A 19,260-nucleotide genomic window follows, 5' to 3' on the forward strand; every position below is an offset into this window, starting at 1 on the left:
GTTCCAATGTCGCCGCCATTCGCGGATTTCCTGGTTGCCGTGCGATCTACCCGTGCGTACTACACACTGATCTTCTGACAAACGCGGTATGAGGGCAGCGTTTTCACCCGGGAGCACGATATGACCGACACCCGATCCACCTCCGACGACGAACGTCGGCTGGCCGAACTCGGCTACAAACAAGAACTGGCCAGATCGTGGTCTGGATTCTCCAATTTCGCCATCAGCTTCACCATCGTCTCCATTCTCACCGGTGGATTGGCCAGTTACGGCATCGGTTTGGCCAATGGTGGCCCGATCACCATGGCCTGGGGATGGCCACTGGTCTCGGTCATGGTGTTGTTCGTTGGGTTGGCCATGGCGGAACTGGCCTCCGCCTATCCCACCTCCGGCGGCCTGTACTGGTGGGCCTCGGAACTCGGCGGACCGGTGTGGGGATGGTTCACCGGGTGGTTCAACCTGATCGGGCAGATCGCAGTGACCGCGGCGATCGATTACGGCGCGGCCATCTTCACCACCGTGGTGCTGAACGTCATCGGCATCGACATCGGTACCGACCGCACCGCGATATTCTTGGTGTTCGCCGCGATTCTGGTTCTGCACGCCGTGCTGAACGCGATCGGCCCGCACCTGTCCGCGGTGATCAACAACGTGTCCGCGTGGTGGCACGTCGGCGGTGTGGTGATTTTCGTGGTCGTGCTCGGGTTCGGAGCGAAGCACCACCAGAGCGTCGAATTCGTCTTCACTGAAACGGTCGACAACAGCGCGGTCGGATTCGGCGGGGTGGCATTCAGCTTCCTACTCGGCCTGCTACACGGGCAATACACGTTCACCGGATACGACGCGTCCGCGCACATGTCGGAGGAGACCCACGACGCTTCCCGTATGGCGGCCAAGGGCATTATCAATACGATCATCGTTTCGGCGATCGCCGGATATCTGCTCATCATGGCGGTGACGTTCGCGATTCCTGATCTCGACGACGCGCTCGATCCAGAGATGAACAGCGGCTACCCGGTGATCTACATCCTGGAGAACTCGCTGAATTCGTTCTGGTCGAGTCTGCTGCTGGTCATCGCGGCGATCGCGCAATTATTCTGCGGCTACGCTTCGGTGACCTCGGCCTCCCGCATGCTGTTCGCGTTCTCACGCGACGGCGCCGTGCCCGGGTCGGCGCTGTGGTCGAAGCTGTCGGCGCGGAGGGTGCCGGTGAACGCGGTGCTGTTCATTTCGTTCTTCGCCTTCGTCCTGCTGATTCCGTCGATGCTGGTGCCCGCGGCGAACGCGCCGACCGCGTACGCGGCGGCCACCTCGGTCGCGACCATCGGCCTGTATATCGCGTACGGCATACCGGTTCTGCTGCGCCAGCTGCACGGGGCCCGATTCCGCAACGGCCCATGGCAACTCGGCCCGTGGTATCGGCCGGTCGGTGTGGTCGCGCTGATCTGGATCGTGCTGATCAGCTTCCTGTTCATCCTGCCCACCGACGACCGCGGCTATCCGTGGAACAGCGAATTCACCTGGAACACAGTGAATTACGCTCCGATCACCCTGGTCGGCGTGGTGGGCGCGATCGGAATCTGGTGGCTGATATCGGCGCGGACCTGGTTCACCGGCCCGAAGCGGACGGTGGACGAGCCGCCCGCCGGTGAACCGGAAGCCGAGGCGCCCGCCATCATCTGACCGGCCTGCCTGCCGGGAACCGGCATTTCGAATTTGTCGGTCCCGGCCACTAGGGTTCGTCGGCATGGAAAGGACCGACCTGGCGCGTATTTCACCCACCGGGAGGATTGTGTTCCCGGGAAATCCGTGGCCCGAGGGGCATGCGATCGAGGAGTTCGCCTGGACCGGCCGCTTGGATCCAGCCGGTCACTTGTGGTTCGATCTGCATTTGCAGTCTGCGGACTACAACGCCGAACGGGCACCCGAAGACGACGCCGAATGGGAGCCCGAGGATGATGAGGACCACGAGGGCTGGACGTCGCGGATCGTCTGGCAGAACTATCACCGCTGCACTCTGTCGTCGACGTACTGGGGCGAGGACGAGGGGACCGGCTTTCGCGCCGCCGAGCCCGGCCGCCCGTTTTTGCTGAAAGCGGCTCAGCCGCAGCAGCTGACGGTTGATCCCCTTCCCCTGGCCGAGTTCGACGACGTCGAAGGCCTCGCGTTCAACATCTATCTGCTCGGGCACGACTCGGTCGCCGACCAGGAAGTGTCCTTCACTCGACGCGCCGACGGCAGGCATGACATCGACTGGCAGGGCCGGATCGCCCTCACCTACTGCGCCCAGTACGAATTCGAGTACGGGTTCCGCGCCCGAATTTCCGGCGCCACACTCGACTTCATCCGGTTTCCTGCGAACATCTCGGCCGAGCAGGCACAGCAACAGTTGACCGTGGCGCTCGACGCGCCCGAGGAATTCGAGCTCGGCCTCGTCGACGGGCAGCCCGCCTGGGTGTCGAAACTGAGGGCTTGACGGATTCGACGCCGGGTCCTGCCGTGGGCCGTTCGGGCCTATCGGCCCGAGGGATGGCTGGGCAGCACACAGACCGCGTCCAGGCCGAGCACGCGATTGAGGCGACCGAAGGCCAGCCAGGAGCCGATGCTCATGCTGAGCTCGACCAGTTCGACCTGGCTGTAGTGGGCGAACATCCGGGTCCAGAACTCGTCGTCGAGGTTGTGGTGATCGGTGGCGTAGCGCTCGGCGTATTCGGCGGCAAGGCGGGTGCGTTCGTCGAAGGCGCCGGTGGTGCGCCAGTTGGTGACGGCGTCGGCGAATTCGGGCTCGACCTTCTTCCCGTCGCGCTCAGTGCGCCAGTCCTGGCAGAAGAGGCAGCCGTTGATCTGGGCGATGCGCAGCCGTGCCGCCTCGAACTCGCGCAATCCCAGGGTGCTGTGCGAGTACACCGACAAGGAGAAGTTGGAGGCGGCGATGCCGATGCCGGGGACCATTTCGCCCCAGACGTAGCCGATCGGATCCTTACCCTCGGGAACGTCGATGATCATGTGTGCTTCCTTCCGAGTTTGCCGACCGCGGGGCGCAGCGGAATGTCCAGCGCGTCGTACAGTCCTGGTTCGGCGGCTACCAGCCAGTCGATCGCGCTCACCAAACGGCCGACGGCCGTAGCGTTTCCGCCTGCGGACCGGTTGCCGTCCTCGTCGGTGGCCTCGACGGTCACTTCGATCCGCGGGCGGCCCTCGATGATCACGCGGTGTGCGCCCGCGCCGCCGTCCGCGGGCAAGGGCCAGTCGGGGGCGCAGGACGGATGTATGCGGGTGACGTGTTCGATGACGAGGCGTGGCTCCCCTTCCACGATGCCCTGAACCTCGAACCGCACAGCGCCCTGGGTGCCCGCCTCGAACTCCCCCATGGCCGCGGTGGTGACGGCGCTGTCCAGCGCTCGCCGGTCCAGCGTCTCGCGGATCTCGTCGAGTTCGACACCCAGCGCCCGCGCCATCAGCCGAATCTGCCCGCCCCACACCATGCTCGGCACCGACGGTGCCAGCATCGGCGGCTGATAGTCCATCGGCTGCCCCATGCCGACCAGGTAGCGCACCGAGTCCGGTTGGTCGTAGCTGGAGTAGTCGAAGATTTCCTGGCAGCGGATCACCTCGACCCTGCTGCCGAGCCCGCTGACCAGGGCCGGCAGGACGTCATTGCCCCAGCCGGGGTCGACGCCGGAGACGAACAGCGACCCGCCGCCTGCGGTGATGGCGGCCAGTACCGGCTCGCGCACCTCAGCGGGGGCATTGCGCGGGTCGTAGAGCGCGTAGAGCGCGGGCGTGACGACCACCGCGCCCGCGCGGAGAGCACGCACGATGTCGCCGAGTGCGTCGTCAGGGCGGATATCGCCGGATGCCGCGTAGACCACGGCGTCCGGCGCCGCGGCGAGTGCGCCCTCGATGTCGTCGCTGGCCGCGACTCCGAGCGCATAGCCCAGGCCACCGAGTTCGCCCGCGTCACGGCCGACCTTCTCGGGGTTGCGGACGAGCACGCCCGTCAGCCGCAGTGCCGGGTGGGACGCGACGGCACGGATCGCCGCTCGGCCGATATTGCCGGTGCCCCAGACCACCGTGGAGATCATTCGCCGAGCGTAGCAAGCGCTTGGTCGGCTGTATGCGCTTCCAGGCTTCTTCCGACCGCGCTCCCGCCCGTCGAGGCGATAACTACGCAGAAACGCTGCCTGCCATGTGGCGCCACCGGACTGAGATTTCCGTGGCCCAACCTCGGCCTCAGCCCAGCGACAGCGACAGCGATACGATGACTATATGGCGTGCCCCGCCTCGCCGGGCCCGGAGGCGACGGCCGGATTCGGCCACCCGCCCGGAAAAGCGCGGGTAACCCGGGTCGCCGACATAGTTGAGCGCTTTGCCGACGCGTGGCGTACCGCGGCTACACCGCCGAAGCTGGCTGCCTACCTCCCGGAATCCCCCGCGATCCGCCGCGTGTCGCTGATCGAATTGATCAAGGTTGACCTGGCCAACCGGTGGGGGCACGGCAAGGCGCCGAAACGGCTGGCCGATTACGTCGAGGAACTGCCGGAATTACGTACCTGGCCCCTGCCGCCGGATCTGATCTACGAGGAATTCCACGTCCGCAAGCAGGCGGGTGGCCCGGTCGCGGTCGACGAGTACACTGCGGCCTACCCCGAGCAGAGCGACCAGCTCTCGAAGATGCTCGCCATCGACGACTACCACAGCACGGTCATGACGGTCCCGGCCGAGCCGACGAACCTCGACGACCTCGCCGTCGGACAGAAGATCGACGACTTCGACCTGATGACCCGTCTCGGACGAGGCACCTTCGCCCGGGTCTTCTTGGCCAGGCAACGGTCGATGCAGCGGTTGGTCGCAGTGAAGATCTCCCGTGACAGGAGCACTGAGCCGCAGACGCTGGCTCAGCTCGACCACGACTACATCGTGCGGGTCTTTGACCAGCGGGTGCTGGAGAGCAGGAAGTTGCGCCTGCTGTACATGCAGTACGTGCCTGGCGGCACGCTTTTCACCGTGCTCGAGCGTGTCCGCGCTACACCGCAGGCTCAGCGCAGTGGCGCGATGCTGCTCGAGGTGATCGATCAAGTGCTTGCCGCAAAAGGTGAGATCCAGCCCAGTGAGTCGCCCCAGCGCGCGGAGCTGGCCGAGTTGTCCTGGCCGGAGACCGTCGCGTGGCTCGGGCGACGGCTCGCCGAGGCGCTCGACTACGCGGGCAACGCGGGCGTACTGCACCGCGACGTCAAACCGGCCAATGTCCTGCTCACCGCAGATGGCGTCCCTAAGCTGGCCGACTTCAACATCAGCTTCAGCGGTAACGTCGCCGGCGACAATCCCGTCGCCTACTTCGGCGGTTCGCTGGCATACATGTCACCAGAGCAGCTCGCTGCGTTGCACCCGGACCTCCCGATTACAGCCGACGATCTCGATACCCGCAGCGATCTCTACGCCCTGGCCGTCGTGCTGTGGGAATTGCTCACCGGGCGCAAGCCGTTCGACGACGATGTCACGGCCGACAGCGACCGTGCCACCCTGGACGGAATGTTGGAGCGCCGACCCCGCAGCCCGCAGGCGCTGCCCTGTTCGGATCTGCCCACAGACTGCCCGGAGGCATTGCAGCGCGCCCTGGTTCGGGCGCTCAACCCCCAACCAGAAAACCGCTGGTCGCGTGGTGCCGACATGGCCCAGCAGCTGGAAGTCTGCCTCGATGCCCGTGCCCGCGACCTCGTCGACCCGCCGGCGACAAGCTGGCGCCTGCGCGCCCGCATGCTGATGCACCCGATCATGGCGCTGGCTATCGCCGTGCCGAATGCGCTCGCGATCATCTACAACCACCACCACAATCACCGTTTGATCATCGACATGCTCGACGTGCAGACTCAACATCGCTTCGAGCAGATCACGTTCGTAGCCTATGGGGTTGGCTTTCTGATCGGCTTCGTCGTCATCAACATGCTGGTCGCGAGGCTTTGGTCGATCGCGCGTGGGCTGCGCAAGGGCCGGTCCTACGACCCGGAAACCCTCGCCCGGGCCAGGGCCGACACGCTACGACTCGGCAAACGCACCGTATTGACCTGCTGCACGTTGTGGGCGATCACAGGCGTGGTGGTCCCCGTGATAATGGAGGTGACCGGCAACCATATCGCCGCCGAATCTTACGTTTACTTCTTCATCACTCAAATCGTGTGCGGCGTTGCAATGGCCTATCCCTACTTCCTGGTCAACTTCTACGCGGTGCGGTCGCTGTACCCGATGTTCATCCCACATGGCGGACTCGGCGCCCAGGATGCACACCGCCTGCGGCAACTCGAGGTACGCAGCACGTACTTCCTGGCCGCCGCCGCAGCGGTCCCGCTGCTGGGCGTCGCGGGCGCGACTTTCATTCCGTCCGAGGACATTGCCGCCGTCATCGTGACGCTGCGGCTACTCTGCATCGGCAGCGCACTGGCTTTCATCGGCGTCTATTGGCTGTTCCGGATACTCGAAAAGGACCTCGCCGCGCTGGAACGCATCGCCGCCCGCGGGGCTTGATCAACGGGAGCGCAACGGGAGGATCGAGCAGGTGTCGCGTGGCTGCGCCAGGTGGACGGTGTTCGGCATTCGAACTCGCCCGCCTGTGTGCCGGATTGGAGGGCGGTGCACCCATGCGGGGCATGCAATTGCGCACGCACTGCGCCGCGTTCTGTCAGGCACTCACGCGACACCACACCGCTGAGGACAACAGCGCGTTCCCGATGCCGGCCGCCCAGTTCCCCGAGCTCGCGCCGGTGCCGGCCGAGCTGCGTGCCGACCACGGTCGGGTGGCCGAGATCCTGCGCAGGTTGGACGATCTGCTCGCCTCCGTGCCGCCGGATGCCGAAACCGTCCATCGGAAACTGGACGGGCTGACCGCGATTCTGGAATCCCACTTCCACTGGGAAAAGCGGCGCCTGACAAAGGCGCTGAATGACCTCGCCGACAGCGGCGGAACCTCCGGCGAACTACTCGGCATCGATGTCACGTCAGGGCGTCACGCGACGCCCGCGGATCGAGGCGCAGTTGTAATGCCCGGCTAGTACGGTATATCCCACACCACAATGCAGGGGGCAAGGCACGGATCGAGTGAAAGGCGGGCGAACACGACAGTGAACAAGCCGTATTCGTCGTGGGCTGCTCGGAATTCGTCCGAAGAGTTACCCTTGGCCGCCCGTTATCAGAGCGCCGAACCCATCGTCTGGCACGGCAGCATGGTCTACCCCATGTACACCGAGCAGGTCGGACCCGCGCCCACAACCGTCACCGTGACGTTGCTGTCCGCAGCGCCGCCCGCCGGACTTCGCGGGCTGGGAATGGGTCTGTCCGTGGTCGATGGCTACGTGGATCTGCACGGACGCTCGCTCGCCGGGGTCGACGCATGGAGCGACGCACTCGCTGCGGGTGTCAGCTTCGACGTAACGCCGACGGCACCGGGCACGCTGGTGACGCTCACCCCCGTATGGGTGGACGAATTCGGGACCCAGAAGTCCTGGGTCGGCAACTACGGCATAGTTATCGAGCACCGGCCCGGCGGTCGAATCGTCCTGTGGTGCAGCATCGGGGAGGGACCGCCGAACTTCGCGAACCTCGTCGTGGAGGTGCACACCGCTCCCGCGGTCGTCACACCGAACGAATCGATCCCGTGCGCGCCCACCACGACACCGATCGCCACGAGCACGCCCTCCACTCGGTCCCCTTCCTCGGCCGGTCCGCCCACCGCGCCGACTATGCCCGTTCCCCGTATCGACGCGGGCCCGCCGGCCGCCGGCCGACCTCCTTCCGACCCGCGATCGGCCACGAGCGGCGATCCACCCGTGAACGGGCAAGCGGCGCAAGACACCCCCACCCGACGGCCAGGCACACTTTTCACGAACATGCAGTCGTCACGGACCGCGCAGCCCGCCGCGGATACCCAGCGCCCCGCGCCTAGCCCGCAGGTCTCCGACACCCGGACCGCTCCGGCTTCGAGGCCACAGCCCAGCGAAGAATCCGCTGCCGATATCCCTCGGCCCGAGGCCGACTCGGGACAGTCAGGCGACCCTGGTTATCGAAGCGCGCTTTACAACCTCGGTGTCGCCATGCAGAGCCGAGGCGAGGCGGAACAGGCATGCGGGCTCTGGGCGCAGGCCGCCAACGCCGGGCATGCGGCCGCCGCCTACGAGCTAGGCATGGTCCGATTCCGGCGAGGTGATCCGGCCGGGGCCGAATACTGGTGGCGCGCCGCCGCCGACCGCCGCGAGCCTCGTGCGATGGCCGGACTCGCAGAACTACTCGACCAGCAGGGCAACCACGACGAGGCCAGAGCATGGCGGACGTACGCGTCCGAGGAGCAAGCCGCCGACGTGGTCGGTCAGCCGGCATCCGACTGATTCCTGTGTAATTCGGCGCGGCCGCTATCAACGCGACGCCAAGCAGGTTCTGTGGGTCCACCTTTTGATCGATCGGCCATGCCGGAACACCCTGTCGGCCGGTTTCTGCGGCGCGGGATCGACAAGGGCATCGGCGGGCTGCTGACCTGGGGAGGAAAAGAATTCGCCTGAGGAAGTCGGCATGCAGTATGTTGCGGAGTATGGGTGGCAGTCCAGGTGTGAACGGGGCGTGCGCGGTCGGCGCGTACTTCATTCGACTGCGCATGGAGGTCCGGGCTCTGCCGGCGCACCGTATCGCTTCGATTTCCTGATCCGGCTGATCGAAATCCGCGCAGGCGGCCGATAGCGGCCGTCTGATCCGCTGTGCCCTGGCGTGGGTCCGGGCGAATCAACCTTCCTGATTCGACCACTCCGTTCGGAGGACACCCATGTCCCGCCACCATTCCGTTTCGCGTGCCCGTGACAGCCATGTCCGCACTACGAGCACGCGAAAACGGCTGTCCCAGAACTTCCTCACCGATGCGCGCGCCGCACGTCTGATCGTGCATGCGTCCGGCGTCACCACCGAAGACCTCGTGCTGGAGATCGGCCCCGGCGACGGCATGCTGACCAGGCAGCTACTGGGTGTGGCAGGCCGGATCCTCGCCTACGAGAAGGACCCGCACTACGCAACCCTGCTGAGCAGAAGATACGCAAACAATCCGCGAATACGTCTGTTCCACCGGGATTTTCGCACGGCTCGCGCACCGAGAGAACCGTTCGCCGTCGTGGCCAACGTGCCGTTCACCATCACGACCGACATCGTGCGCTGGTGCCTGGCCGCCCGGCACCTCACCGCCGCCACCCTACTCACCCAGGTGGAGTTCGCGCGCAAGCATTCCGGCGACTACGGACGATGGACCAAACTCACCATCGGCCACTGGCCCACTGTGGCAGTCGAATTGGGCGCACGGATCGGCAGGCACAGCTTCCATCCGATGCCGCGGGTCGACACGGCGATTCTGCGCCTGCGCAAACGCTCCGACCCCCTGCTGCCGCGCGAACTGATCGGCGACTACCGCAAAGTGGTTGCGCTGGGTTTCTCCGGAGTCGGCGGCTCCCTGGCCGCGTCGCTGCATCGGGAGTTCCCCACCTCCGCCGTGCACGCCGCCTGCGCGGCGGCCGGGATTCCGCTCGACCAGCCGGTCGGCCTGGTCTCCCCCGATCGCTGGACGGCCCTCTACCGGGCTTTGCGCGCATGACCCGAAGCAGCCCGCTGACTAGTTGAGGTGCCGTTAAGGACCGTGTCAGGAGCGGCAAACGAAGCTGTTGGACCAGGTCATCGGTGGACGTCGGGTCCGAGCAGGTTGGTGAGGTTGCGCATGGCCGCTGGTGAGGGTTTGAAGTAGCGGCGTAGGTTCTGCGGTTTGCGGTGACGAGATTTTGCCATCAGCTCGAGCAGGTTGGCGTCGGATTCGCCGAGGTGGGTGAGGCCGGAGTGTCGTAGTTCGTGCAGGTCCGATCGTTTCCGGGCTGGTTGCCGCAGGCCATCTACGATGTTGCCTGACCGCAGGTGCGTTGGCACGGCGAGTGGCGCCGCATGTCGACAGCAGGCTGGCCATGGTCGTGGCCTTTTCCTTTGTCGTCGTCCTGCCCACGATCATCGGTATTTTCGGTTGGCATCTGATCCTGCGGGCCCACAAGTGGATTGCACCGGTCTCGGTCACGCTGGCTACCATGTATGTGGTGCTGAACGTTCCCAGGCTCTCCTTCGGGGCGACCGGCCATCGAAGTTGGGGAGCCCTTGCCGGTGGGGTGGTCTTTGCCATGACCGCGCTGGGTTTGGGGTGGATCTTCAGTGCAGCGGATTACACACGATATCTTCCCCGGGAGGCCGGGATGGCCGCCGTCACCGGATGGACCGTGCTCGGTGGTGCGGCACCCGCTATCACGCTGATGACGGTCGGCGCCTTACTGGCAGTGAAGGATCAGGACATCGCGTGCACTGCCGCGACGGACCCCATCGGCGCATTGTCGGCAGACCTGCCGACGTGGGTTCTCCTTCCGTTCTTACTGAGCCTTCGAGTGCGACTCGCAGTGATAAGTGGCGGTGATTCTGCGCCGTCAGATGGCGCAGAATCATCCTCCGTGGCGTTGAGTATCCCGGCCCGAGAGGTGGCGGGGATACCGCACGGCCGCTGCTTAGAGTAAGGAGTCGGTGCAGTATCGACCGATCGAACGAAATGCGGACGCGTTCCAGCAAAACACCTACGCGACCTCTACGACCGCGGCGAGCACGGGTTGCTGTTCATCGGCATGCCCGGCATCGAGAAAACCTTCTCCCGCTACCCCCAGCTCTACAGCCGCGTCGGCTTCGCCCACCACTACCGACCCCTGACCGGCGAAGAACTCACCTTCGTCCTCACCCGGCACTGGCACAAACTCGACCTCGAACTCCACCCCGACGACTTCACCGACACCCAAGCCATCGCCGCCGTCGCCCGCATCACCGGCGGCAACTTCCGACTCCTGCAACGACTCTTCGCCCAAATCCAACGCATCATGAAAATCAACGAACTCCACACCATCACCACCGACGTCCTCGAAACCGCCCGCAGCACCCTCGTCATCGGCGCCACCTGACAACGTGAGAGACCGCCACTCATGGCCAGACGCCTCACGCCTCAGTGCTGAACCAAACCACCGACTGGCACGGCAGCGACATGACCCGTTGCCGGAAGCGTCCGAGCCAGAGCGAGGCCGATATCCACGAGCGAGGAGCGGCGCAGGCGGTCGACGTCGGGGATCGAGGTCCAGGTCGGCTCGGTGGTCGCACCGTTGGGTTCAGGGCGGAGTTGGCCGCCGGTGACACGGACTCGGTAGAAAATCCCGACATTCTGGTGCTCGGCTCCCGAATGCGAGGCCGCAGCGGAGATCACCCTCGAGTCCACGCCGAGCAGGCGTTCGGTGGTTCCGTGGTAGCCGGTCTCTTCAGCGAGTTCCCGGGTCACCGCGTCGAACGGGTCCTCCGCGTGCTCGACCTTGCCGCCCGGAAGAGTCCAGTTGGTCTCACCGCTGGCCGGTATATGCCGGGCGAGCAGCACCTGCCCATCCTCGATGCATACGGCGTAGGCCGCCAACCTGAAACTCATCCCCATAACCTCCACGACCCCACAGCGCTGCCGAAGGTTGCCGTGCCACAGCCTCATCGAGGATGCCCGGACAGTAAGCCACCTCTGCGCCATCTAACCATGCGAAAACACCGCCACTTATCACTGCAAGTCACAGACGTAGTCCGAATCGAGGTCTCCGTACTCGCCGTGCAGATAGTCGGCATAGAGGCGAATCAGATCAGCATTGACCGGGATCGACCGTGGCCGTTGGGATTCCGTGCGGGCACCGTTGTCGTTGTCCCGCGGAACGATGCTGATCTCCCGTTCGGCGGCGGCGATATCCTCGTGCCGCAGGCCCAGCGCTTCGCCGATCCGCATGCCCGTCTCGTGCAGAAGGGCGAACAAGAACCTGTCGTGTAACCGGTCGCAACCATCGAGAATGGCATGCATCTCGGCGACGGTCAGCACACGCGGAAGCTTCCGCGGTGCCTTCAAGGCGATCGCTCGCCGAGCCTGCGGCTCCCGCTTGGTGACATGATGCAGGAACGGCTTCCAGCCCGTACTCCGGCGGTGACCCGCTGGCTGCCACATCACCAGCAGTTCGCCCAGATCCACGCCGTTTCGGGTGGCGTGCGTTCGAGGTATTCGGCCTAATCACGCGCCCAGCGTGGTTCTGTATGGAGTTCGTCCGCTCAGCGCGCCTCGGGGGTGATGCACGTCACTGGTTGATGCTGTCAGGAATTCGGGAGCTGTCTCGTTCAGACAGCACGCGAACCAGACAGGAGCGAATCATGAAGCACCGCATCGTCGTTCTCGGGGCCGGATACGCCGGAGCCTTCTCCGCCGGATACCTCGCACGCCAACTCCACGCCGACGACTTCGAGATCACCGTCGTCAACGCCGAACCCGATTTCGTCGAGCGGCTGCGCCTGCATCAGCTCGCCGCGGGGCGGGATCTGCGCCATCGGCCGCTGGCGGAGGTGTTCGCGGGCACCGGCATTCGGCCCCGAGTGGCGCGGGTAACCGCCGTCGATGTCGAGCACCGGACTGTCACGGTCGCCGACGGCGAGGGCATCGATCGGCTCGGATACGACACCCTGCTCTACGCGCTCGGCAGCACCGCTGCCGACCACGGCGTTCCGGGCGTCGCCGAGCACGCTTTCCACGTGGCCGGACGGCCTTCCGTGCTGCGTCTGCGCGCACGCCTGGATGAGCTGGGCGAGGACGGGAATGTGCTGGTGGTCGGCGGCAATCTGACCGCGATCGAAACTGTCACCGAAATCGCCGAAGCCCATCCGGAACTTCGGGTCAGCCTCGCCACCAGCGGCGAGCTCGGCGGCTGGCTGGGCACGAAGGCCCGCCGTCACCTGTTGCGTGCCTTCGACCGGTTCGGGATCACGGTCCATGAGCACACCGCCATCGAGCGCATCGAGGAGACGGCGGCGGTAGCCGACGACGGCACCGTTTTCCCCTCTGACGCGACCGTGTGGGCGGCCGGTTTCGCCGTGCACCCAATTGCCGCCGCCAGTGGCCTCGCGGTGGAATCCAACGGCCAGATCACGACCGACCGGCAGATGCGGTCGGTCTCGCACCCGGATGTCTACGTTGCCGGTGACAGCGCCTTCGTCATCGGCGAGAACGGTCGGCCGTTGCCGATGTCGTGTGCTTCGGCGGGATACACCGGCATGCAGGCGACGGCCGCGATCATCGGGGATCGGACCGGGCGCAAGGTCAAGGCGACCACGCTGACCTATTTCGGCAACCACATCAGCCTCGGTCGCAAGGACGGGATCTTCCAGCTGGTCAACGGTGACGCGAGCTCGAAGTCCGGGGCCCTGGTGGGCAGGTCGGCGGCGCGAGTCAAGTCGGCAATCGTGGCTGCCAGCGGCTGGAGCATCAGCCGCCCGACCTTCGGAATGCCGGGGCACAGGTACCGCTCGGCAACCACCCGAGAGCACTCGCCCGACGTGGTCGCCGCATAGAATCGTGCTCATGGACACTGCCACCGTGGCGCGTTTCGAGGCCAGCCGGAATCGGCTGGCCTCGCTCGCCTACCGTCTGCTCGGCTCGGCCGCCGACGCCGAGGACACGGTGCAGGACGCGTTCCTGCGGTGGCAAGCCGCCGACCAGGAGTATGTCGAGACGCCCGAGGCATGGCTGACCAAGATCGTCACCAACCTGGCGCTCGACCGGCTTCGTTCAGCGAAGGTGCGGCGCGAACGCGCGGTCGGCGCGTGGATGCCCGAACCGCTCCTGGACGGCGATCCGATGCTGGGCCCGGCCGACACCGTCGAGCAGCGCGAATCGGTGACCCTGGCAGTGCTGACCCTTATGGAGCGGCTGTCGCCGGTCGAACGGGCCGTTTACGTGCTGTACGAGGCCTTTTCGTACAGCCACGCCGAGGTCGCCGAGATTCTCGGCATCACCGAGTCCGGGAGTCAGCAACACATTCACCGAGCCCGGCGTCGAATCGCCGCCGCGGGCAACAGCGCTCGCATCGACCATGCCTCCGCGCGCCGGATCGTCGAGGCGTTCGTCGATGCCGCCTCCTCGGGCCGGACCGAACGGTTGCTGGCGCTGCTGACGGACGATGCGACCGGCGTCTCTGACGGCTTCGGCGGGCTGGCCGAGAAGCTGATCCAATACTCGACCCCGGAGCGGATCGCCAGCGCGTTGCGGGGCGGTTTCAAACCGTCTCTGGCCAAGCGGATGCTCGCAGGTGGCTCGCCCTCGATCCATGCCGTCGTGGTCAACGGCTGCCCGGCCATGCTCGTCACGCTCGACGACCGGGTCGTTGGCGTCGCGATCCTGGAGATCCGTGGCGACAAGATCGCAGGTGTGCGCGGCATTGCCGCCCCGGACCGGCTCGGTCGCCTCACCGCGGAATGGCGGCGTCGAGAGCATGCCGTCGCGCCGATCGAATCGTGGTAATCGGCTGTCCGACAATCGGTCTCACGTTCGTTCGTCCGCGCCCGGCGAAACCGATTCGGCGCGTCAACTTTCCGGCATGGCCTCGGTGACGATCGCCGGGTCACGGGTCACGGGTCACGGGTCGCGAGGGCGTGTCGGTGTTCGCTATTCGAAGTGCCCGCGCATCGGCATGACAGCGCGTTCGAGGATGCGCGGGCCGGAAGTTGGAGTGGTCAAAACAGAGTGTCGCGGACACGTAGCGGTCGGTAGCCAGAGGGGCCGAGCTGGGCGAGTTCGGCCTCTATGTCGACCTCCATGGCGCCGAAGAAGTTGTGTGTGCGGGCGAGATATGTGCGAGCACCTCGTCATCGATGCGTCGACCGGTGCGGCGTATCTGCTCGACGGCAAGCCCGTAATATTCTGTGGTCCAGGCGATTACGGCGTTGGTTGCCAGGGTGAGACACCAGGCTTGTTCGGTTTGGGCCTCGAGGTGGCGGACGCGGATCATGCCTTCATGGGCGTAGAGCAGGTCGCGGCGCAGGGCGGGCAGAGATTCGCCCTTGTTGAGTTGGCGGGAGATCTTGCGGCGGTAGTCCGGATCGGACAGGTATTTCGCGGCGTAGATGGTGCGCCGCAGCGCCCCGTACTCCTTGAGCGCCGCGGCCAGGGTGTTCTGCCGACTTGAGGCGGACAGCTTGCCGACCAGCAAAGATGCGGTGGCGTGCCCGAACTTCAGCGATCCGGCCAACCGCAGCAGGTCGTCGTAGTGCTCGGCGATCAGATCCAGGTTGGTGCGTCGGGTCAGCAGTGGGCCCGCGTGCGGGAATCGGGTCTCCGCCTCGGAGCGCGGGCCCGGCCGATACAGGGTGATGCGCCCCAGGTCCCGGATCCGGGGCGAGAGTTGCATCCCAAGTAGATCGAACAAACCGAAGTTCACGAGGGTGACGCCGTGCGTATCTGTCGCGTGCTCGGTGATCGGCAGATCGGTTGCGTTGCCGAGGATTTCGTCCAGCACGTAGTGCGATTCGCGTTTGGTGGCGACGATGATCTTCGTGCCGTAGGTCGCGTGCTGATCGGTGACATGGGTGTAGGAGGACAGACCCTCGTTCGCGAAATAGCGGCTCAGCCCTCGTGCGGTGACGGACTTGCCGCGAATGGGGAACCGCTGCCCATCACTGGACGAGAGTGTGCCTGCACCGAAAGTGCCGGTCAGAGGAAATCTTTGGTGATAGTCGATGATCGCCAGATTCGCCGCGCGCAGCGTCTCCTCCCGCACGTACCATTCCGCCGTCCAGGCCAGGACGTCGTACAGGCGGCAGAATTCGGCTCGTCTCTCGCCCCGCGTCAGGCTGATTGGCTGTGAGCCGGTAAACTCATCTCACCCTGACACGCAGGGATCTCGACGCGCCGACCACGGCAAACATCACTGTGCAGTGGCAACACGGCCTCGGCGACATAGTCACAGTACTGATCACAGCCGGATTGCAGGTGGATTTCTTCCACAAGCACGACTTCACGTTATTCCAACGATTTCACTTGCTATCGGAGAACAACGGGATCTTCCGCCTGCCTGTCGGACAGCCGCGTGTCCCGCTGATGTTCTCACTGAAAGCATCGAAACCCACCGCCTGAACCTCACAGCCTTCTCCACACCGTGGATGCCGGCGTCGATACGCGAACCGTCCCGGTGCACGGTCCCGCGCCCTGCCGGGCGGGCGCACACCGGGACGGTCACGTCACGCCGAGAGTGGCGTGAAGTCGCGGCTGCCGATGTATCCGGGTCGCCGCGCCGGCGCGGCGAACGGCTCCACAAGGGTGTTCTCCACACTGTTGAACACCAGGAAGATGTTCGAGCGCGGAAAGGGCGTGATGTTGTTCGACGACCCATGCATGAGATTGGAGTCGAACAGCAGCGCCGACCCGGCCCTGCCGGTGAACTGGCTGATTCCGTACTGCTTCGCGAGCGAGGCGATGTCCTCGGCCGTCGGAACACCGATCTCCTGCTCCTGCAACGACTCCCGATAGTGCTCGGCCGGGGTGCTGCCCAGGCAGGGCACGAAGGTTCGGTGTGAGCCGGGCATCACCATCAGGCTGCCGTTGATCGGATAGTTGTCGGTCAGCGCGATCGACAGGCTCACCGCGCGCGGCGCGGGCATTCCGTCCTCGGCGTGCCAGGTCTCGAAATCCGAGTGCCAGTAGAAACCCGTGCCGCGGAAGCCGGGCATGTAGTTGACCCGGCTCTGGTGCACATACACCTCCGACCCCAGTACCTTCCTGGCCAGCCCGACGACGCGCTCCTCCCGCGCCAGCTCGGCGACCGCCGAGCTGAGCTTGTGCACCTCGAAGATCGAGCGCACCCGGTTCGACGACTTCTCCACGATCAGCCGGGCGTCGTCGCGCAGTGTGGGATCGCCAGCGAGCTGGTGGATCTCGGCGCTGAACTCCGCCACCTCGGCGGGAGTCAGCAGCGCGTCGAGGATCGCGAAGCCGTCGGCGTCGAACGCGGCCAGCTCCTTGCTGTCGACCGTGCCCCAGACCGTGGGGTCGGCGCGCTCCAGATGCGGGGCGGGCACGCCGAGCCGGGTGGGGTAGCGATCAGACTGCGCGGTCTCGAGTCGAGCATCGGTGTGCTGCAAAGCCATTACCGTTCTCATCCTCCGATCGTTGTCGCGGCGACCAACGGGTAGACGCCGTCGCTGTCGTGAACCTCCTGCCCCGTAACCGGCGGGTTGAACACGCACATCATCCGCATGGTGCTGCGCACCTCGAGGCGGTGGCGTTCGTGTCCGTCGAGCAGGTACATCGAGCCCGGCACGAGTTCGTAGGTGGCGCCGTTGTCCAGGTCGGTCAACGTGCCCTCGCCCTCGATGAGCCACACCGCCTCCACGTGGTGGCGGTAGTGGAACTCGTGCACGGTACCTGCTTCGATGGTGGTCTCGTGGAAAGAGAAGCCCACCCCGTCGCCGCCGAGGACAATGCGCTTACTGCGCCACCCCTCCCCCGCCACGTCGCGTTCGGTGCCGGTGATCTCCGCGGTAGTGCGCACGATCATCCGACCGCCCCCACACCACCACACACGGCGTCGACGGCGCCGGTGAGGATGTGCAGGCCCTGGTCGAGCTCCTGCTCGGTGATGGTCAATGGCGGCAAGAGCTTCACCACTTCGTCGGTGGAACCGGAGGTCTCCACCAGTAGACCGCGCTCGAACGCGATTTGGCAAACCTTACTCGCCTGTGACGGCTCATCGAACACGACGCCTTGCACGAGGCCGCGCCCTCGGGTCGAGACGCCGGGAAAGTGACCGGCCAGCTCGCTCAGCCTGCGTTCGACGCGCTCGCCTTTGACCTGCGTCGCGTCCTGGAGGGCGCCATCGGACCAGAAGTGCCGCAGCGCGGTCGTCGCGGTGACGAACGCGGGGTTGTTGCCGCGAAAGGTGCCGTTGTGCTCACCGGGCGCCCACTGATCGAGCTCCGGCTTGAGCAGCACCAGCGCCATCGGCAGACCGTAGCCGCCGATCGACTTCGAAAGCGTGACGATGTCGGGGGTGATCCCCGCGACCTCGAAGGAGAAGAACGGGCCGGTCCGGCCGCAGCCCATCTGCACGTCGTCGACGATCAGCAGGATCTCACGTTCCGCACAGAGCCCGGCGAGGTGGCGCAGCCACTCGGCGCGCGCGACATTGACGCCACCCTCACCCTGCACCGTCTCCACGATCACTGCGGCGGGGCGGTCGACGCCCGACGAGCTGTCGTCGAGCACCTTCTCCATCCACTGGAAGTCGGCGGTGGTGCCATCGAAGTAGCCGTCGTAGGGCATGTGCGTCGTGTGCACCAGCGGTACGCCGGCACCCGCCCGCTTGGCCGCATTGCCGGTGACCGACAACGCGCCCAGCGTCATCCCATGGAAGGCGTTGGTGAAGCTGACGATCGTCTCGCGGCCGGTGATCTTGCGAGCAAGCTTGAGCGCAGCCTCGACGGCGTTGGCGCCGGTCGGGCCGGGGAACTGGACCTTGTAGTCCAGGCCGCGCGGCGTGAAGAGGGTGTCGCGCAGTGTCTCCAGCAGTTCCCGTTTGGCCGCCGTCGACATGTCCAGGCCGTGCGTGATGCCGTCACTGGCGATGTAGTCCAGCAGCGAGTGCTTGAGCACCTCGTTGTTGTGGCCGTAGTTCAGTGCACCGGCGCCTGCGAAGAAGTCGAGGTAGTCCCTGCCTTCCTCGTCACGTAGCCAGCTGCCTTTCGCGGTGGTGAACACGGTGGGCCAGGCGCGGCAGTAACCGCGCACGTTCGATTCAAGACTCTCGAAAATGGTGGTATCGGCGTTGATCATCGGGGATTCTCCTCGGTGGTGCGGACGGCCGGTTCGATGCGGTACAGATCTTCGGGTGCATGGCTGTCGGGAAAGACGCCTGCATCGAACAAGGGCCGCTTGGTGATGGCGGCGTCTCTGGTCCGGGCCACCGACGTGAACATTGCGATCGACGCGAGATTGTCCGGCGAGATCGTCGTCTCCAGTACCGAAACTCCTTGGGCTGCAACACTATTCAGCAAAACGTGCAGTAGCTCGGCCCCGGTGCCGCGGCCGCGCTGTGATCGCTCGACCGCGATCTGCCAGACGAAGACGGTGTCCGGTGCCTGTGGGCGGACGAATCCGATCACGTATCCAACGATACGACCGTTGAGCTCGGCGACCACGGAGGTGCTCGCGAAATCGCGGCACCAGAGCAGGTACGCGTAGCTCGAATTGGCGTCGAGCACCGCTGAGTCCTTCGCGATGCGCCACATCTGGGCGCCGTCGCCGAGGCGGGGGGTGCGCAGGACCACGGCCGGTCCGGTGTTCCGGATCGTAGTGGACCCCAGCGCGGCCGCCGCGTTTTCAACGCGCGA

The 19,260-nt window shown here is 65.6% G+C and carries 18 protein-coding genes and 2 pseudogenes; 10 read left to right on the plus strand and 10 right to left on the minus strand.

Annotated elements, in window-relative coordinates; genetic code table 11:
* Positions 1–120 precede the first annotated feature (120 nt).
* Both OHB12_RS06610 and OHB12_RS06615 read left to right on the plus strand, forming a co-directional pair.
* Entirely contained in the window at positions 121–1,683 is a 1,563-nt protein-coding gene (locus tag OHB12_RS06610; protein WP_327117128.1) for an amino acid permease, read from the plus strand.
* A gap of 64 nt (positions 1,684–1,747) precedes the next feature.
* Positions 1,748–2,476 (plus strand): hypothetical protein, encoded by a 729-nt coding sequence (locus tag OHB12_RS06615; RefSeq protein ID WP_327117130.1) that lies wholly within the window; start codon positions 1,748–1,750, stop codon positions 2,474–2,476.
* Between the two features lie 38 nt (positions 2,477–2,514).
* Here OHB12_RS06615 and OHB12_RS06620 read toward each other — a convergent pair whose 3' ends face one another.
* Positions 2,515–3,006: a carboxymuconolactone decarboxylase family protein gene (locus tag OHB12_RS06620; RefSeq protein WP_327117132.1), complete on the minus strand. Its 492-nt coding sequence runs from the start codon at positions 3,004–3,006 to the stop codon at positions 2,515–2,517.
* Positions 3,003–4,085, minus strand: a complete 1,083-nt coding sequence (locus OHB12_RS06625; RefSeq protein WP_327117134.1) for an NAD(P)H-dependent amine dehydrogenase family protein — start codon at positions 4,083–4,085, stop codon at positions 3,003–3,005. The genes OHB12_RS06620 and OHB12_RS06625 overlap by 4 nt, the downstream gene beginning before the upstream one ends.
* Positions 4,086–4,269: 184 nt before the next feature.
* Between OHB12_RS06625 and OHB12_RS06630 the strand changes: the two genes are divergently transcribed.
* The 4 genes from OHB12_RS06630 (at position 4,270) to erm (ending at position 9,616) form a co-directional block, all read left to right on the plus strand.
* The gene (locus OHB12_RS06630) at positions 4,270–6,522 is read left to right on the plus strand and encodes a serine/threonine-protein kinase (RefSeq protein ID WP_327117136.1); all 2,253 of its coding nucleotides are present in this window, start codon (positions 4,270–4,272) and stop codon (positions 6,520–6,522) included.
* A gap of 38 nt (positions 6,523–6,560) precedes the next feature.
* Positions 6,561–7,046, plus strand: a complete 486-nt coding sequence (locus OHB12_RS06635) for a hemerythrin domain-containing protein (protein ID WP_327117138.1) — start codon at positions 6,561–6,563, stop codon at positions 7,044–7,046.
* 123 nt (positions 7,047–7,169) lie between these two features.
* Complete coding sequence (locus tag OHB12_RS06640) at positions 7,170–8,375, plus strand: tetratricopeptide repeat protein (protein WP_327117140.1); 1,206 nt, start codon at positions 7,170–7,172, stop codon at positions 8,373–8,375.
* Between the two features lie 428 nt (positions 8,376–8,803).
* Positions 8,804–9,616, plus strand: coding sequence for a 23S ribosomal RNA methyltransferase Erm (erm, locus tag OHB12_RS06645; RefSeq protein WP_327117142.1), 813 nt, complete (start codon positions 8,804–8,806; stop codon positions 9,614–9,616).
* A 77-nt stretch (positions 9,617–9,693) separates the two neighbouring features.
* Here erm and OHB12_RS06650 read toward each other — a convergent pair whose 3' ends face one another.
* Positions 9,694–9,939 carry a hypothetical protein gene (locus OHB12_RS06650; RefSeq protein ID WP_327117144.1) on the minus strand — a complete coding sequence of 82 codons (246 nt, stop codon included), beginning with the start codon at positions 9,937–9,939 and terminating at the stop codon, positions 9,694–9,696.
* A 5-nt stretch (positions 9,940–9,944) separates the two neighbouring features.
* Between OHB12_RS06650 and OHB12_RS06655 the strand changes: the two genes are divergently transcribed.
* Both OHB12_RS06655 and OHB12_RS06660 read left to right on the plus strand, forming a co-directional pair.
* The gene (locus tag OHB12_RS06655; protein WP_327117146.1) at positions 9,945–10,565 is read left to right on the plus strand and encodes a cytosine permease; all 621 of its coding nucleotides are present in this window, start codon (positions 9,945–9,947) and stop codon (positions 10,563–10,565) included.
* Between the two features lie 90 nt (positions 10,566–10,655).
* Positions 10,656–10,997, plus strand: coding sequence for an ATP-binding protein (locus OHB12_RS06660; RefSeq protein WP_327117148.1), 342 nt, complete (start codon positions 10,656–10,658; stop codon positions 10,995–10,997).
* A gap of 41 nt (positions 10,998–11,038) precedes the next feature.
* Here the strand turns inward: OHB12_RS06660 and OHB12_RS06665 are convergent, their stop codons facing one another.
* Complete coding sequence (locus OHB12_RS06665; RefSeq protein ID WP_327117150.1) at positions 11,039–11,506, minus strand: NUDIX hydrolase; 468 nt, start codon at positions 11,504–11,506, stop codon at positions 11,039–11,041.
* Positions 11,507–11,641: 135 nt separating this feature from the next.
* Positions 11,642–12,100: pseudogene (locus tag OHB12_RS06670) on the minus strand (tyrosine-type recombinase/integrase); the annotation flags it as partial.
* 158 nt (positions 12,101–12,258) lie between these two features.
* Between OHB12_RS06670 and OHB12_RS06675 the strand changes: the two are divergent.
* Positions 12,259–13,449: an NAD(P)/FAD-dependent oxidoreductase gene (locus tag OHB12_RS06675; RefSeq protein ID WP_327117152.1), complete on the plus strand. Its 1,191-nt coding sequence runs from the start codon at positions 12,259–12,261 to the stop codon at positions 13,447–13,449.
* Between the two features lie 10 nt (positions 13,450–13,459).
* Positions 13,460–14,398, plus strand: coding sequence for a sigma-70 family RNA polymerase sigma factor (locus OHB12_RS06680; RefSeq protein ID WP_327117154.1), 939 nt, complete (start codon positions 13,460–13,462; stop codon positions 14,396–14,398).
* Positions 14,399–14,610: 212 nt separating this feature from the next.
* Here OHB12_RS06680 and OHB12_RS06685 read toward each other — a convergent pair.
* The 5 genes and pseudogenes from OHB12_RS06685 to ectA form a co-directional block, all read right to left on the minus strand.
* Positions 14,611–15,710: pseudogene (locus tag OHB12_RS06685) on the minus strand (Tn3 family transposase); the annotation flags it as partial.
* 403 nt (positions 15,711–16,113) lie between these two features.
* The gene (gene thpD / locus OHB12_RS06690; RefSeq protein WP_327117156.1) at positions 16,114–17,031 is read right to left on the minus strand and encodes an ectoine hydroxylase; all 918 of its coding nucleotides are present in this window, start codon (positions 17,029–17,031) and stop codon (positions 16,114–16,116) included.
* Positions 17,028–17,429 (minus strand): ectoine synthase, encoded by a 402-nt coding sequence (locus OHB12_RS06695; protein ID WP_327117158.1) that lies wholly within the window; start codon positions 17,427–17,429, stop codon positions 17,028–17,030. The genes thpD and OHB12_RS06695 overlap by 4 nt, the downstream gene beginning before the upstream one ends.
* Positions 17,426–18,703, minus strand: a complete 1,278-nt coding sequence (gene ectB, locus OHB12_RS06700; RefSeq protein WP_327117160.1) for a diaminobutyrate--2-oxoglutarate transaminase — start codon at positions 18,701–18,703, stop codon at positions 17,426–17,428. Before ectB ends, OHB12_RS06695 begins: the two co-directional genes overlap by 4 nt.
* Positions 18,700–19,158: a diaminobutyrate acetyltransferase gene (gene ectA / locus OHB12_RS06705; protein WP_327120935.1), complete on the minus strand. Its 459-nt coding sequence runs from the start codon at positions 19,156–19,158 to the stop codon at positions 18,700–18,702. Before ectA ends, ectB begins: the two co-directional genes overlap by 4 nt.
* Positions 19,159–19,260: the final 102 nt, after the last annotated feature.

Origin of the sequence: Nocardia sp. NBC_01730 (genome assembly GCF_035920445.1) — a bacterium.
In the GTDB taxonomy this organism is placed as follows: Bacteria; Actinomycetota; Actinomycetes; order Mycobacteriales; family Mycobacteriaceae; genus Nocardia.